General features: G+C 62.3%; 14 protein-coding genes. 9 read left to right on the top strand and 5 right to left on the bottom strand.

Features of this window, described 5'->3' with window-relative positions; genetic code table 11:
- Positions 1-6: 6 nt before the first annotated feature.
- Positions 7-912, bottom strand: coding sequence for a LysR family transcriptional regulator (locus DYL59_RS06075; RefSeq protein ID WP_135288374.1), 906 nt, complete (start codon positions 910-912; stop codon positions 7-9).
- Between the two features lie 106 nt (positions 913-1,018).
- Here DYL59_RS06075 and DYL59_RS06070 point away from each other — a divergent pair, with 106 nt between their 5' ends.
- On the top strand, positions 1,019-1,885 hold the full coding sequence (locus tag DYL59_RS06070; RefSeq protein ID WP_135288373.1) for an MBL fold metallo-hydrolase: 867 nt from the start codon (positions 1,019-1,021) through the stop codon (positions 1,883-1,885).
- Positions 1,886-1,919: 34 nt separating this feature from the next.
- Positions 1,920-2,534, top strand: coding sequence for an NAD(P)-dependent oxidoreductase (locus DYL59_RS06065; RefSeq protein ID WP_135288372.1), 615 nt, complete (start codon positions 1,920-1,922; stop codon positions 2,532-2,534).
- Between the two features lie 59 nt (positions 2,535-2,593).
- On the opposite strand, the gene DYL59_RS06060 is transcribed toward DYL59_RS06065, so the two are convergent.
- Complete coding sequence (locus tag DYL59_RS06060) at positions 2,594-3,463, bottom strand: LysR substrate-binding domain-containing protein (protein WP_135288371.1); 870 nt, start codon at positions 3,461-3,463, stop codon at positions 2,594-2,596.
- Positions 3,464-3,574: 111 nt separating this feature from the next.
- Between DYL59_RS06060 and DYL59_RS06055 the strand changes: the two genes are divergently transcribed.
- The 4 genes from DYL59_RS06055 to DYL59_RS06040 all read left to right on the top strand — a co-directional run bounded on the left by DYL59_RS06055 (position 3,575) and on the right by DYL59_RS06040 (position 8,992).
- Positions 3,575-5,200 (top strand): 5-guanidino-2-oxopentanoate decarboxylase, encoded by a 1,626-nt coding sequence (locus tag DYL59_RS06055; RefSeq protein ID WP_135288370.1) that lies wholly within the window; start codon positions 3,575-3,577, stop codon positions 5,198-5,200.
- The gene (locus DYL59_RS06050; protein WP_135288369.1) at positions 5,197-6,639 is read left to right on the top strand and encodes an aldehyde dehydrogenase family protein; all 1,443 of its coding nucleotides are present in this window, start codon (positions 5,197-5,199) and stop codon (positions 6,637-6,639) included. Before DYL59_RS06055 ends, DYL59_RS06050 begins: the two co-directional genes overlap by 4 nt.
- A 153-nt stretch (positions 6,640-6,792) precedes the next feature.
- The gene (locus tag DYL59_RS06045) at positions 6,793-7,980 is read left to right on the top strand and encodes a cyanate transporter (RefSeq protein ID WP_135288368.1); all 1,188 of its coding nucleotides are present in this window, start codon (positions 6,793-6,795) and stop codon (positions 7,978-7,980) included.
- A gap of 76 nt (positions 7,981-8,056) precedes the next feature.
- Complete coding sequence (locus DYL59_RS06040; protein ID WP_135288367.1) at positions 8,057-8,992, top strand: LysR family transcriptional regulator; 936 nt, start codon at positions 8,057-8,059, stop codon at positions 8,990-8,992.
- A 33-nt stretch (positions 8,993-9,025) separates the two neighbouring features.
- On the opposite strand, the gene DYL59_RS06035 is transcribed toward DYL59_RS06040, so the two are convergent.
- Both DYL59_RS06035 and DYL59_RS06030 read right to left on the bottom strand, forming a co-directional pair.
- Positions 9,026-9,388 carry a 5-carboxymethyl-2-hydroxymuconate Delta-isomerase gene (locus DYL59_RS06035; RefSeq protein WP_135288366.1) on the bottom strand — a complete coding sequence of 121 codons (363 nt, stop codon included), beginning with the start codon at positions 9,386-9,388 and terminating at the stop codon, positions 9,026-9,028.
- Between the two features lie 55 nt (positions 9,389-9,443).
- Positions 9,444-10,367, bottom strand: coding sequence for a LysR family transcriptional regulator (locus tag DYL59_RS06030; RefSeq protein WP_135288365.1), 924 nt, complete (start codon positions 10,365-10,367; stop codon positions 9,444-9,446).
- A 126-nt stretch (positions 10,368-10,493) separates the two neighbouring features.
- On the opposite strand from DYL59_RS06030, the gene DYL59_RS06025 reads away from it, so the two are divergent.
- From DYL59_RS06025 to DYL59_RS06015, 3 genes are all read left to right on the top strand, one after another.
- Positions 10,494-10,886, top strand: coding sequence for a VOC family protein (locus DYL59_RS06025; RefSeq protein ID WP_135288364.1), 393 nt, complete (start codon positions 10,494-10,496; stop codon positions 10,884-10,886).
- A 277-nt stretch (positions 10,887-11,163) separates the two neighbouring features.
- Positions 11,164-12,468: an MFS transporter gene (gene tcuC / locus DYL59_RS06020; protein ID WP_135288363.1), complete on the top strand. Its 1,305-nt coding sequence runs from the start codon at positions 11,164-11,166 to the stop codon at positions 12,466-12,468.
- The gene (locus DYL59_RS06015; RefSeq protein WP_135288508.1) at positions 12,468-13,226 is read left to right on the top strand and encodes a substrate-binding domain-containing protein; all 759 of its coding nucleotides are present in this window, start codon (positions 12,468-12,470) and stop codon (positions 13,224-13,226) included. Before tcuC ends, DYL59_RS06015 begins: the two co-directional genes overlap by 1 nt.
- Here the strand turns inward: DYL59_RS06015 and DYL59_RS06010 are convergent.
- Positions 13,218-14,120 (bottom strand): LysR family transcriptional regulator, encoded by a 903-nt coding sequence (locus tag DYL59_RS06010; protein ID WP_135288362.1) that lies wholly within the window; start codon positions 14,118-14,120, stop codon positions 13,218-13,220. The two genes, DYL59_RS06015 and DYL59_RS06010, sit on opposite strands and share 9 nt — an antisense overlap.
- Between the last annotated feature and the right edge of the window lie 132 nt (positions 14,121-14,252).

Below are 14,252 nucleotides of genomic sequence, written 5' to 3'. Positions count from 1 at the left end.
GTCGGCTTACAGCCCCTTATCCCACACGGGCTCTAGCGGAAACCGCAGCACCAGGAAATCCAGCAGGCTGCGCAGCGCCGACGGCATGTGCTTGCGCGAGGCGTACACCGCGTAGATGTTCATCTGCCGAGGCTCGGCGTGAGGCAACAGGCGCACCAGTTCGCCACGGCGGATGTAGTCGCCCGCCTGGTAGCTGGGCAGCATCGACACCCCCGCCCCGGCCAGGGTCACGCGCAACAAGGTGCTGGCCTCGTTGGCGGTGATAGTGCCGTGCACCGGTACCGAAACGTGTTCGCCATGCTCCTCGAAATGCCACAGGCTTTTGCCGAAATAGGAATGGGTGAGGCAATTGTGCCGGGCCAGGTCATCGACCTTCTGGGGTGCCGGATGCTCCACCAGGTAGGCCGGAGTGGCACATACCACCGAACGACAGACGGTCAAGCGCCGGGCGATCAGGTTGGGGTCCAGGTCGCTGCTGGTGCGGATGGCCAAGTCGATGCGCTCGTCCACCAGGTTCACGGTGCGGTCGAGCATTTGCAGGTCCACCGTCACCAGGGGGTAGCGCTTGACGTACTCGGCGATGGCATCGGCCAGTTGCGCCTGGCCAAATGAGGTGCTCACGCTCAAACGCAACAAGCCGCGGGGCGCCTCATCGGGCTCGCTGACGGCGGCCTGCATGTCGCTGCACAGTTCCAGCATCTGCCGGCAGCGAGGCAAGGTTTCGCCGCCGGCCGCCGTGAGGCTGAGTTTGCGCGTGGTGCGGTGCAGCAGGCGCGCGCCGACCCAGTCTTCCAGCTCGGCCAGGTAGCGCGACACCACCGGGCGCGACAGGTCCAGATGATCGGCGGCGGCCGACTGGCTGCCCAGGTCCACCACGGTGACAAACACGCGCATTGCTTGAAGACGGTCCATGATCTGCCCGATTTTAGAAACAAACTATGTTCCAGCATCGCATTTTTAGTTGTGTTTGGTGCAACTAAGCTCTGTGCACCTTTTATGCGATGGCAGGAGCTGCCCGATGTTCTCGACGTTCAAGCGCTTGACCCTGGCGACCGCCGCCCTGGCCTTCGCAGCCCATGCGGCGGCGGCCGACCTGAAACTTGATGTGTACAACCCAGGGGAAGCGGCGATCTTCCCGGTCAGCTCGGTGCTGGTCAGCGGTGCCCACGACGCGATCCTGGTGGACGCCCAATTCGGCAAGGCCCAGGCCGAGCAACTGGTGCAAAAGATCCGCGCCAGCGGCAAGCACCTGACCACCATCTACATCAGCCATGGCGACCCGGACTACTACTTCGGCCTCGACACGCTGACCGCTGCGTTCCCCGATGCCAAGGTGCTGGCGCCACAGCCGGTGGTCGACCACATCAAGGCCACGGTGGCTGGCAAATTGGAATTCTGGGGCCCGAAAATGGGCGCCGACAAGCCCGCCAAAACCATCGTGCCAGCCGTGCTCGACGGCCACAGCCTGAGCCTTGAAGGCCAGCAACTGGAAGTGATCGGCCTCGACGGCCCGCAGCCAGACCGCAGTTTTGTGTGGGTCCCGTCGATCAAGGCCGTGGTCGGTGGCGTGGTGGTCGCCGAAAACATCCACCTGTGGATGGCTGACACCCAGGGCGCCCAGTCTCATAAGGACTGGCTGGCGACACTGCAACGCATCCAACAGTTGAAACCGCGCGCGGTGATTCCAGGTCACTACCTGGGCACGCCAACCCTGGCATCGGTGGCGTTCACGGCCGATTACATCAAGGCCTTTGACGCCGAGGCCGCCAAGGCCAAGGACTCTACCGCCCTGATCGCGGCGATGAAAAAGCGTTACCCCACCCTCGCCGACGAAAGCTCGCTGGAGCTGAGCGCCAAGGTCGCCAAGGGCGAAATGAAGTGGTGAATGGTGTTAAACCCCTGACTGACTGGAGAACGACATGAGCAAAATTGCAATCATTGGTGCCACCGGCCGTGCCGGTAGCCAACTGCTGGAAGAGGCGCTGCGTCGTGGGCATAGCGTGGTGGCTATTGCGCGTAATACCGAGTCCATCAATACGAAGCCTGGTGTGACCGTTAAACAAGCTGATGCGCTGAATGCGGACGAACTGCAACAGGCTGTCAGTGGAAGTGATGTGGTGATCAGTGCGGCACATTTTGCGACTGTGCCAGCCGAAGCCGTAATCGGCCCGGTGAAAAAGGCCGGCGTGAAGCGTTTGTTGGTGGTGGGCGGTGCCGGGTCGTTGTTGCTGCCCACGGGAGAGCGCGTTATCGACAGCGCTGGATTCCCCGAGCAATACCGTGCCGAGGCAAGTGCTGGCAGCGCATTCCTAGACAAACTTCGCCAAGAGAAGGAATTGGATTGGTCCTTCCTGTCACCATCGGCAGAATTCGTTGAGGATGTGCGCACCGAAGACTTCCGCTTGGGCCAGGACCACTTGCTGATCAGCAGTGAAGGCCGCAGCTGGATCAGCTTCGCCGACTACGCCATCGCCTTGATCGATGAAGTTGAATCGCCCAAGCACTCCCGCCAGCGTTTCACCGTGGGCTACTGACACCACGCTGTAAAAATGTGGGAGGGGGCTTGCTCCCTCCCACATTTTGATCCTCAGTGTCAGGGCTGTTGTGCTTGGCTCACGAGCCAATTCATTAAAGCCTCAAGCTCTGCCGACGGCTGCGTCGCCGGCGGATACACCAGGAAATACCCCATCCCGGTCGGTACCCGCAGATCAAACGGCATCACCAGCCGCCCCGCCTTCAAGTCCTCGCCAATCAACGCACTGTCGCCAATCGCCACGCCCGAACCTTGGGACGCCACCGTCATGGCCAGATCCAGGGTTTCGAAATGATGGCCCTGGGCGAGGTTGCTCAAACGCGTATCCGCCGCCGACAGCCACAACGCCCAATCGCGCTCATCCCGAGTCGGGTGCAACAACACCTGCTGCTGCAAGTCCGCCGGGGTGTGCAAACCCGGTAAGCCTGGCGCGCACACCGGCGTGAGTTGCTCATCGAACAAATGCCGCGCCTGCGCCGACTGCTCGGCGATGGGCGCATAGATCACCGCCGCATCAAACTGCTCGCGGCGAAAGTCCACGGTGTAGGCCACGGTGGTGGTGAGTTCCACCGGCACATCCGGGCGTTCCTGTTGCCATTGCAACAGGCGCGGCAGCAGCCAGCGCATTACGCAGGTGGAGGCTTTGAGTTGCAGGGTCTGGCGCCGGCCGCCGATCTGCTCCACGGCGTCGCCGATCAGGCCAAACACCTGCTGCGCGCGCAGGGCCCATTCGCGGCCTTCCTCGGTCAGGCTCAAGCCCCGCGCCTGACGCTGGAACAGTGCGTAGCCCAAGTGGCTTTCCAACCCGGCGATTTGGCGGCTCACCGCGCCTTGGGTGATGTGCAATTGCTCGGCGGCGCGGGTGAAGTTGCAGCATTGGGCGGTGACCCAGAAGGTATGCAACGCAGGCAGGGGCGGGAGGCGTTTCATCGGAGCGCAGCCATGACGTGAGGACATGGCTAGTATGACTTTTTATCGATTGTTGCCGCTACCGGCCAGCCGGTCCAATACCGCCCTGAACCCATAACAAGAGCGACCTCAATGGCGACCTGCGGCGAAGTATTGGTGCACCTCCTGGAAGGCTACGGCGTGGACCAGGTGTTCGGCATCCCCGGCGTGCACACCGTGGAGCTGTATCGCGGCCTGGCCCGTTCCAGCATCCGCCACGTCACCCCGCGCCACGAACAGGGCGCCGGCTTCATGGCCGACGGCTATGCACGCACCCGCGGCAAGCCCGGCGTGTGCTTCATCATCACCGGCCCCGGCATGACCAATATCACCACGGCCATGGGCCAGGCCTATGCCGACTCGATCCCGATGCTGGTGATTTCCAGCGTGCAGTCCCGCAGCCAACTGGGCGGTGGGCGCGGCAAGCTGCATGAGTTGCCGAACCAGGGCGCGATGATCGCTGGCGTGGCGGCGTTCTCCCATACCTTGATGTCGGCAGCCGAGTTGCCAGCAGTGCTGGCGCGGGCTTTTGCCGTGTTCCAGGCCGGACGGCCGCGCCCGGTGCATATCGAGATCCCCCTGGATGTGCTGGTGGAAAACGCCGACGCCTTGCTGGGCAGCCCGCCCGTCAGCGTGGCCCGTGCCGGTGCGGCACCGTCGGCGGTCAAGCGTATGGGCCAACTGTTGGCCGCAGCCAAGCGGCCGTTGATCCTGGCCGGAGGCGGTGCCATCGAGGCGTCGGCGGCGTTGACCCGCCTGGCCGAAACCCTGGGCGCCCCGGTGGCGCTGACCATCAACGCCAAAGGCATGCTGCCGGCGGCGCATCCGCTGCTGATCGGCTCCACCCAAACCCTGGTTGCCACCCGTGCATTGGTGGCCGAAGCAGACGTGGTATTGGCCATCGGCACCGAGTTGGCAGAGACCGACTATGACGTGACCTTCGCCGGCGGTTTCGAGATTCCTGGCGCGTTGCTGCGCATCGACATCGACCCGGACCAGACGGTGCGCAATTACCCGCCGCAGGTGGCGTTGGTGGCCGATGCACACATCGCCGCCCAGGCCTTGTTGGCCGAGTTGAACAGCACCCCGATAGCCGCACGCAACGCCGACTGGGGTGCCCCCCGCGTGGCCCGTTTATGGGCCGAACTGAACCCGTGCTGGGACGCCGCCACCCGTGCGCAAACCCTGTTTCTTAACACCGTGTTGCAAACACTGCCCGACGCCGTTTTGGTGGGCGACTCCACCCAACCGGTCTACAGCGGCAACCTGACGTTGAACCTCGACCACCCGCGCCGCTGGTTCAACTCATCCACCGGCTACGGCACCTTGGGCTACGCCCTGCCCGCCGCCATCGGCGCCTGGCTGGGGCGTGGCGACGGGCAACCGGTGGTGTGCCTGATCGGCGACGGCGGGCTGCAATTCAGCCTGCCGGAACTGGCCAGCGCCGTGGAGGCACGCACGCCGATCATCGTGCTGCTGTGGAATAACCAGGGCTATGAAGAGATCAAGAAATACATGGTCAACCGCGCCATCGAACCCGTCGGCGTAGACATTTACACCCCGGACTTTATCGCGGTGGCCAAGGCGCTGGGTTGCGCCGCCGAACGCATCCAGGGCATCGAGCCGTTGCGCAGCGCTTTGCGCGCTGCTGCGGATCGCCAGGGGCCCACGCTGATTGAAATCGACCAGGCACTTTGGATGAAGGAGGTAGCGGTATGAGCGCAGTGTTGAACGGTGTGTACATCAACGCAAACTGGTGTGAAGGCCATGCCGTGCTGGACGTGATCAACCCAGCCACCGAGGCGGTGTTGGCCCAGGTCAGTGTGGGTGATGAGCAGGCCGTGCAGCGCGCGGTGGACGCGGCCAGCGCAGCCTTTGCCGACTGGTCGAAAAGCACCGGGGGTGATCGCGGCGCCCTGTTGCGCAAGGTCGCCCAAGGCGTCAGCGAGCAACGTGAACAGCTGATGCACCTGCAGTCGAGCAACAACGGCAAGCCGCTGTTTGAGGCGGGTATCGATGTGGACGACGTGATCGCCACCTTCGAGTACTACGCCGAGGCCGCCGAGGCGATGGACGCCGCACAAGACGGCTCGGTGACGCTGCCCAGCGCGGACTTCAGCGCGCGCCTGCGCCGCGAACCGTGTGGCGTGGTGGGGCTGATCGTGCCGTGGAATTTCCCCATGGTCACCACGGCCTGGAAACTCGCCCCGGCCCTCGCCGCCGGTTGCTGCGTTGTACTCAAACCCTCGGAAGTGACGCCGCTGGCCGAGCTGCAACTGGCGCGCATTATTGCCCAGGCGGGCTTCCCGGCGGGTGTGTTCAACCTGGTGTGCGGCACCGGCCTGGCCGTGGGTGCACCGCTGGCGGCGGACCGGCGCGTGGCGAAGATCTCCTTCACCGGCAGCAACGCCGTCGGCGTGCAGGTGATGCAACGCGCCGCCGAAACCATCAAGGGTGTGAGCCTGGAGCTGGGGGGCAAATCGTCGTTGCTGGTGATGGCCGATGCCGACCTGGACCTGGCGGTCGAGTTGGCGTGCGGCGGAGGTTTTTTCAATGCCGGGCAGATGTGCTCCGCCACCAGTCGCGTGCTGGTGGCCGACCGCCTGGCAGATGAATTCCTCCAGCGTTTGCAGGCGCGGGCGGACGCTATTCGCGTCGCTGATCCGTTTGCCGACGGCGTGGAAATGGGTGCGTTGATCAACCGGGCGCAGTATCACAAGGTGCTGGGGCATATCCAACGTGGCATCGAAGAAGGCGCGCGGTTGCTGTGCGGGGGGGCACGTCCGGCGGGCCTGCCCAACGGTTTTTTCATTCGTCCCACGGTATTTACCGATGTGCCGTTGGACAGTGCGTTGTGGAACCAGGAGATCTTTGGCCCGGTGCTCTGCGTTAGACGCTTTGCCACTGAAGAGGAGGCCGTTGCCTTGGCCAACGCCAGCGATTTCGGCCTGGTGGCCAGTGTGGTCAGTGGCAGCGCCGACACGGCCGAGCGTGTGGCCAATGCCTTGCAGGCGGGCATGGTGTGGATCAACGCCCCGCAGGTGATCTTCCCGCAGACCGCGTGGGGTGGTTACAAGCAGAGCAGTATCGGCCGCGAGTTGGGGCCGTGGGGGTTGGCGGCGTTTCAGGAGATCAAGCATGTGATTCGCGCCAACTGACCCTAGCGTTCTCCCGGACAAATACGCCCACGTGGGAGGGGCAAGCGCCCTCCCCGCTTTGATCGCATTTTTTCAATAGATCATGCGACTTTCTGATTTGCCCCCCTGCCCTGCCCATGGCCTGATTCGCCCTTGTTCATTCAAGGCTTGCCCATGGAAACCGTTCACGCAAAACCCACCACCGCTGTTTGGCTGATGATCAGCGTGGTGCTGGTCGCCCTTAACCTGCGCCCGTCAATGGCCGCCGTGGGGCCGTTGTTGTCATCGATTCGTGGCGATGTGCCGTTGAGTTTCAGCGCGGCGGCGCTGCTGACCATGTTGCCGGTAATGGCCATGGGCTTGGCGATTTTCTTTGGCATGGGCCTGGCCAAACGCTTGGGTGAGCACCGCAGCATCGTGCTCTCGCTGCTGGTCATTGGCATGGCCACGCTGTCGCGGTTATTCCTTGATACGGCGCTGGAGTTGATCGTCAGCGCCATCGCTGCGGGGGTGGGAATTGCGTTGATCCAGGCGCTGATGCCAGCGTTGATCAAGTCGCGGTTCAGCGACAATGTCTCGCTGTTCATGGGCCTGTATGTCACGGCCATCATGGGCGGCGCGGCGCTGGCGGCGTCGTTTGCGCCGACGGTGCAAGTGCACACCGGCAGTTGGCGCGTGGGCCTGGCGATCTGGGCAGGGCTGGCGGTGTTGGCCCTGGCGTTCTGGTACGCCCAGCGCTCGGTCCTGCCTCCCGTGCCCCAGGCCGGCGCGGGCCCGCAGGCGTCGTTTTTCGGCAACCCTCGTGCCTGGTTGCTGGCGATGTTCTTTGGCCTGGGTACGGCGTCGTACACCTGTGTGCTCGCTTGGCTGGCGCCTTACTACGTGGAGCAAGGCTGGAGCGAACAGAGTGCGGGGTTGCTGCTGGGCTTTTTGACCGCGATGGAGGTGATATCCGGCTTGGTTACACCGGCCATTGCCAACCGACGCAAGGATAAACGCAAGGTGGTCGCGGTGTTGCTGGTGCTGATCATCCTTGGCTTCTGCGGCCTGATCCTGAGCCCGCAACACCTGAGCCTGCTGTGGCCTTGCCTGCTGGGCCTGGGCATCGGCGGGCTGTTTCCGATGAGCCTGATCCTGTCCCTGGACCATCTGGACAACCCGCGCCGGGCCGGGGCCCTCACCGCGTTTGTGCAAGGCATTGGCTATTTGATTGCTGGTTTGTCGCCGCTGATAGCCGGAATGATCCGTGACCAATTGGGCAGCTTCGAGTGGGCCTGGTGGTCGCTGACCGCCGTTGTGGTGGTGATGCTGTGGATGGTCACGCGCTTCAACCCTGCGCACTACGCCCGACATATCCGCTGACGTCGTGTTGCCGTTCCGTTAAGCTTTTGCGCGGTCTTGTACTGAGTTCGGTACAACGGGTTTACGGACGAAACCGATGTTAAACAGCAACGTGCTCAGAAAGCTCGACATGCAGGACTTGATGGTGTTTATCGCCGTCTATGACCAGAGCAGCGTGACCGAGGTGTCCGAAGCGCTGTTCGTCAGCCAGTCCACCGTGAGCTACAGCCTGAAAAAGCTGCGCACCAGTTTTGAAGACGAGTTGTTTATCAATACCCGGGCGGGCATGCGCCCGACGTACAAGGCCACCTGCATGTATGAGCATGTGCAGAAGATCATCGAAAGCATCAACCTGTGCCACGCCGGTGGCCAGGCATTCGACCCGACACGCAAGGCCATAACCTTCAATGTGTGCGCCCCGGAATACTTCGAACAATTGATCCTGCCAAGCCTGCTCAAGCACTTCGACCGTGCCGACCTGCCGGTGATCGTCAATGTGCACAAGCTGGAAACCGACATCCCCGCCGACGACCTGCGCGAAGGCCGCCTCGACCTGGTGATCTGCTTCGGCCCGCACTTTCACCGCGCCCACAAAGACTTCAAGACCCAGATGCTGCTGGAAGACGATCTGGTCTGCGTCTTCGACAAACGCTCAGCCCCCAGGGAGCGCGCGTTCAGCCTGCAATCCTTTGTGGAGCGGCGCCACGTATTCCCCACCCCCTGGACTTCCGACACCAACATGATCGACGGCTGGCTCACGCGCCAGGCCCAAAAGCGCCAGGTGATCGCCCGCGCCAACAGCTACGGTGCGGCATTGAAGATGATCACCGGCACCGACTTCATCGTGACCCTGCCGCGCCGCGTGCAAAAACTGCTGGCGCCCGCAACGGTGTTTGGCCATTGCGAGGCGCCCAGCGGCTTGCCGGGGTTCACGCTGGAGATGCAGTGGAATGAAACCAGTGAACAGCACAGCGCCAATACGTGGTTTCGTGAGCAGGTGGTGAAGGTGTGTGCGGATCAAGGATTGTTGTAGTGAGCGGGGCAAGCCCGCGCACTACAGGTGGGGTCAGCCGATGGCGACTTTGCTGTAGGTATCGCGGTCCATGTCGCGCACTTCGACGCTCAACTGCACCTGCACGCCTTCAGGCCAGTCGCCGATATCCTGCAGCACCGCCAGCAGGCTCTCCGACAGCTGCTTCTTGACCTGCGCCGAACGCCCGCTGAGCAAGGCCAGGCGCACCGCGACAAACCCACGCTCGTTCAGGCCGGTGCCCACGCGAAAGCTTTCGACCTTGTGGGCACGGCTCTTGATATCGAACTCGGCGCCGAACTGACCGGAGGCCACCAGCGCATGGTTCAGGCGCAATAGGGTTTTGTCGGTATCCAGTTGCGTCAGGTTGGCGGTGTATTCCAGGTGCAGGTGCGGCATGGGAAGCTCCGAAGCTTTCGTAGGAAAGCCCGTAGATATATCACGGATAAAAGTATCAGGCCTGGGTTCCCAACCCTCGATCACTCATAAACGCTTCCAGCCGCGAGCGCACCCAGCGCTCCGCCGGGTCGGTGTCCACATGGCTGAGCCAGACCATGGACAAATCCAGGGTCGGCGTTTGGAACGGGAACGGCTCACAGAACAGGTTGCCCGACAGCGCCATGGCTTCGGCGGTGTAGTCCGGCAGGCTGGCGATCAGGTCGGTGCCGGCCAGCAATGCCGGCAACGCACTGTATTGCGGCACCGACAACACCACCTGGCGCTTGCGACCCACCTCCGCCAACCACTCATCGGCAAACCCGGAAACGTTGGCGGTATGGGATACCAGCACATGGGGCCGTGAGCAGTATTCATCGAGGGTCAGCGGTGTGTCCGACTGATCGGCGCGCAGGATTCGCGGGTGGATATGCCGCAGCAGCTTGCGCTTGGCATTGGCCGGCAGGCCACGGGTCTGGGTGATGCCAACGGTGATATCACCGGAGGCCAGCAGGTCGGGAATGCGCCAGTAATCCACATGCTGCACCACGAATACCACCTGCGGCGCTTCCCGGCGCAAGGTGCGGAGCAAGGGCGGCAACAGGCCGAACTCGACGTCATCGGACAAACCGATGCGGAAGGTCATGGTGCTGATGGACGGGTCAAAATCGTGGGTCAGGCTCAGGGCCGACGACAGCGAATCCAGGGCCGGCGACAGGTGCTGGATGATCTCCTCGGCCCGCGCGGTGGGCTCCATGCGGTGGCCAACGCGAATAAACAGCGGGTCATTGAACAGGGTGCGCAGACGGTTGAGCGCCGAGCTGATGGTGGGTTGACCCAGAAACAGCTTCTCCGCCACCCGCGTCACATTGCGTTCAAGCATCAACGCTTCGAACACCACCATCAGATTGATGTCGGCCTTGCGTAATTCATTGCGATTCATCGGCGCCTGCCCCTTCCCCTCAAGACAAGCCGCAGTGTAGAAAGCCCTGTAAGCCGCGTCTATGCGCCGATGGTTGTGTCGGGGCATGACCACCTGCCCTTCATATTGAGCAAGGAACGCCAAACCATGAAATTTGCCTACACCATCCTCTATGTGCCGGACGTTGCGGCTTCACTCGACTTCTTTGAAAAAGCCTTTGGTTTGAGTCGGCGTTTCCTGCATGACTCTGGCACGTATGGCGAGTTGGAAACCGGCGACACCACCTTGTCGTTTGCCGCGCATGAACTGGGCGAGATGAATTTCAAGGGTGGGCATGTGCAGGCCCACGCCTCACGGCAGCCGTTGGGGATGGAGGTGGGGTTTGTGACTGAAGATGTGCTGGTCGCCCATGCCAAGGCGCTGGCACACGGCGCGACTGAGTTGGCGGCGCCAAGCGCCAAGCCTTGGGGCCAGGTGGTGTCTTATGTGCGCTGCCCGGATGGCACTCTTGTCGAGCTGTGCACGCCAATCCAAGGTTGAACATCGACCCCCTGTGGGAGCGGGCTTGCTCGCGAATGCGGTGTAACAGATAAAAATTCATTCACTGACCCAGCGCATTCGCGAGCAAGCCCGCTCCCACATTTGGATCTTCATTGCCTGCGCGATCAGGGTCGGGCTTTTCGACGCCCCGCCGATTAATAACCAACACGCATCAATCCATCCAAATTTGTCACTTATCATTTCTAAATGTGTCAGCCACTATCCTCGGTCTTAGGCGAAACAAGCACTTTAAAAAGAACGCTGGAGACACAAAACCATGACTAGCCCTACCCGGCCCGACTCTGCCCGCTCGAAAATTGGCGCGGTATTCCGCGTTACTTCGGGCAACTTCCTCGAACAGTTCGACTTCTTCCTGTTCGGTTTCTACGCCACCTACATCGCTGCCGCGTTCTTCCCTGCCGCTAATGAGTTTGCGTCATTAATGATGACCTTCGCCGTGTTCGGCGCGGGCTTCCTGATGCGTCCGCTGGGCGCAATCATTTTGGGTGCCTACATCGATGACGTCGGTCGTCGCAAAGGGCTGATCGTGACCCTGTCGATCATGGCCAGCGGCACGCTGCTGATCGTGCTGGTGCCCGGTTATCACACCATTGGCCTGTGGGCTCCGGCGCTGGTACTGCTGGGCCGGCTGCTGCAAGGTTTCTCGGCCGGTGCGGAACTGGGTGGCGTGTCGGTGTACCTGTCTGAAATGGCCACGCCTGGCCGCAAAGGCTTCTACACCAGCTGGCAATCGGGCAGCCAACAGATCTCCATCGTTGTCGCCGCCGCGCTGGGCTATGGCCTGAACGTATGGATGGAGCCCGCCGTGGTCGCCGATTGGGGCTGGCGCATTCCGTTCGCCATCGGCTGCGTGATCATCCCATTCATCTTTATCCTGCGTCGCAACCTGCAGGAAACCGAAGAGTTCGCCAACCGCAAGCATCGCCCCACCATGCGCGAAGTGCTGGCCACCCTGGTGAAAAACTGGACCGTGGTCATCGGCGGCATGCTGATGGTGGCCATGACCACCACCGCGTTCTACCTGATCACCGTGTACGCACCAACCTTCGGCAAGACCGTGCTGCAACTGAGCACTTCCGACGCGTTGCTGGTGACCCTGCTGGTGGCGGTGTCGAACTTTGTGTGGCTGCCCATCGGCGGCACCCTCAGTGACCGTTTCGGCCGCAAGCCGGTATTGATCGCCATGACCGTGCTGACAGTGCTGACCGCCTACCCAGCCCTGTCCTACGTGGTGAACGCACCGAGCTTTGCTCATATGCTGGAAACCCTGCTGTGGTTCTCCTTCCTTTATGGCCTGTACAACGGTGCGATGATCCCGGCCCTTACCGAGATCATGCCGGTGGAAGTGCGCGTGGCCGGTTTCTCCCTGGCCTACAGCCTGGCAACGGCGATCTTCGGCGGTTTCACCCCGGCGATTTCCACCTGGTTCATTCACATCACCGAAGACAAGGCCTCGCCCGCCTATTGGATGATGTTCGCGGCGGCGTGCGCGCTGTGCTCGACCCTGGCACTGTATCGCCGCGCCAACGCCCGTGGCCAGGTGATGCAGGGGGCCGCATGATGCAGCCATTGCTCAAGACCCTGTCGGCCCTGGCCCTTGGCGCCCTGGCGCTGACTGCCCAGGCTGAAGAACTCAAGGTGATGACCTCCGGCGGCTTCACGGCCGCTTATAAGCTGCTGGGCCCGCAGTATGCCCAGCACAGCGGCGACACCCTGGACACCATCCTCGGCCCGTCCATGGGCAAGGCGCCGCAAGCCATTCCCAACCGCCTGGCCCGTGGCGAACATGCCGACGTGGTGATCATGGTCGGCTACGCGTTGGATGACTTGATCAAGCAAGGCAAGGTCGACCCGGCGTCCCGCGTGGAGCTGGCCGACTCGCGCATCGGCCTGGTGGTCAAAGCAGGCGCCGCCAAGCCCGCCATCGGCACCGATGCCGAACTCAAGGCCGTGCTGAGCAAGGCCAAGTCCGTGGCGTATTCGGACAGCGCCAGCGGTGTGTATGTGCAGAAGGAGTTGTTCAAGAAACTCGGCATGCCGGCCAAGGGCACCATGATCGAACGCGTCCCGGTGGCCGAGCAGGTCGCCAAGGGTGACTACGAAGTGGGCTTGCAGCAGGTGGCGGAACTGTTGCCGGTGCCGGGGGTGACCTACGTGGGCAAAATCCCGGAAGACGTGCAATCGGTAACGCGTTTTGCGGCGGGCATTCCGGTGAATGCCGAACACCCGGCCCAGGCCAAGGCACTGTTGCAGTACCTGGCCTCACCCGAGGCGCAACCGGTGGTGCAATCCACCGGCCTGGACTCGGTATCACGCTGACCGGAACGGCATCTCCCGCACCAATCGCTCCAACTCCAGCGCCGCTGGCGGCAATGTCCGCCCGCGGCGTTTTATCAAGCCCACATTGCGCATCACTTGCGGTTCTACCAGCGGCACGCTGACCAGAATCGGATGCTCGATCGCCGGCATGGCAATCGACGGCACCATCGCCACCCCCAGCCCAGCTTCTACCAAGCCGATCATCGTCGTGACGTGGTGGGTCTCGCAGATGCTCGGCTTTTTCACCCGCACACCGCGCAGGGCCTGGTCCAGCAGGAAGCGGTTACCCGAGGTTTTGTCCACCGTGATGTAGTCGTGCTCGTAGGCTTCGGCCCACGGCACGCTCTCGCGCCCGGCCAGCGGATGATCACGGCGACAGGCCAGCACATAACGCTCCTGCAGCAGCAACTCGAACTCCACTTCATCAGCCAGGCTGCCACTGAAACTCACGCCGAAATCCGCCTCGCCACTTTCCACCGCGTTGCACACTTCACCGGCACTGGCATCCAGCACCCGCAGGCGAATCTTCGGGTACAGCTTGTGGAATTCGGAGATGACGTGGGGCATGAAGTAATACGCCGTGGACGGTACACAGGCGATGGTGACGTTGCCCATGCGCGTGGAGGCCACATTGCTGATGCCCATCAAGGCAATGTCGAGGTCATCCAATATTCTTTCAACTTGTGGGAGAAAAGCGCGCCCCACCATGGTCAGACTCACACGCCGAGTCGTGCGCTCGAACAGCTTCACGTCCAGGGCCGATTCAAGCTTTTCGATGCGCCGGCTCAGCGCCGGTTGGGAGATACGAATCGCCTCAGCGGCGCCGCGAAAGCTGCCTTTGTCCACGACGGCGCGGAAGGCTTGGAGGTCGTTGAGGTCGAAATTGATGATCACGGCGGGCCACTGGCTGATCGAGGGAGGCTAACTATAGTAACTGAGCCCCAGCGCCCTCGCGCGGCGTGCCCATGGGTATTACACGCCGGGCACATCCGAAACAATTTAAAACAGTTCGAATTAGTATAAATT

Origin of the sequence: Pseudomonas kairouanensis (assembly GCF_004682055.1) — a bacterium.
Classification (GTDB): domain Bacteria; phylum Pseudomonadota; class Gammaproteobacteria; order Pseudomonadales; family Pseudomonadaceae; genus Aquipseudomonas; species Aquipseudomonas kairouanensis.
Note: the sequence above shows the minus strand (reverse complement) of the source record. Positions and strands in the feature narration are given on the sequence as shown.

Bases quoted from the DNA above. Each gene is read 5' to 3' on its own strand.
- DYL59_RS06075 (WP_135288374.1), bottom strand. From the start codon at position 912: ATGGACCGTCTTCAAGCAATGCGCGTGTTTGTCACCGTGGTGGACCTG.
- DYL59_RS06070 (WP_135288373.1), top strand. From the start codon at position 1,019: ATGTTCTCGACGTTCAAGCGCTTGACCCTGGCGACCGCCGCCCTGGCC.
- DYL59_RS06065 (WP_135288372.1), top strand. From the start codon at position 1,920: ATGAGCAAAATTGCAATCATTGGTGCCACCGGCCGTGCCGGTAGCCAA.
- DYL59_RS06060 (WP_135288371.1), bottom strand. From the start codon at position 3,463: ATGAAACGCCTCCCGCCCCTGCCTGCGTTGCATACCTTCTGGGTCACC.
- DYL59_RS06055 (WP_135288370.1), top strand. From the start codon at position 3,575: ATGGCGACCTGCGGCGAAGTATTGGTGCACCTCCTGGAAGGCTACGGC.
- DYL59_RS06050 (WP_135288369.1), top strand. From the start codon at position 5,197: ATGAGCGCAGTGTTGAACGGTGTGTACATCAACGCAAACTGGTGTGAA.
- DYL59_RS06045 (WP_135288368.1), top strand. From the start codon at position 6,793: ATGGAAACCGTTCACGCAAAACCCACCACCGCTGTTTGGCTGATGATC.
- DYL59_RS06040 (WP_135288367.1), top strand. From the start codon at position 8,057: ATGTTAAACAGCAACGTGCTCAGAAAGCTCGACATGCAGGACTTGATG.
- DYL59_RS06035 (WP_135288366.1), bottom strand. From the start codon at position 9,388: ATGCCGCACCTGCACCTGGAATACACCGCCAACCTGACGCAACTGGAT.
- DYL59_RS06030 (WP_135288365.1), bottom strand. From the start codon at position 10,367: ATGAATCGCAATGAATTACGCAAGGCCGACATCAATCTGATGGTGGTG.
- DYL59_RS06025 (WP_135288364.1), top strand. From the start codon at position 10,494: ATGAAATTTGCCTACACCATCCTCTATGTGCCGGACGTTGCGGCTTCA.
- tcuC (WP_135288363.1), top strand. From the start codon at position 11,164: ATGACTAGCCCTACCCGGCCCGACTCTGCCCGCTCGAAAATTGGCGCG.
- DYL59_RS06015 (WP_135288508.1), top strand. From the start codon at position 12,468: ATGCAGCCATTGCTCAAGACCCTGTCGGCCCTGGCCCTTGGCGCCCTG.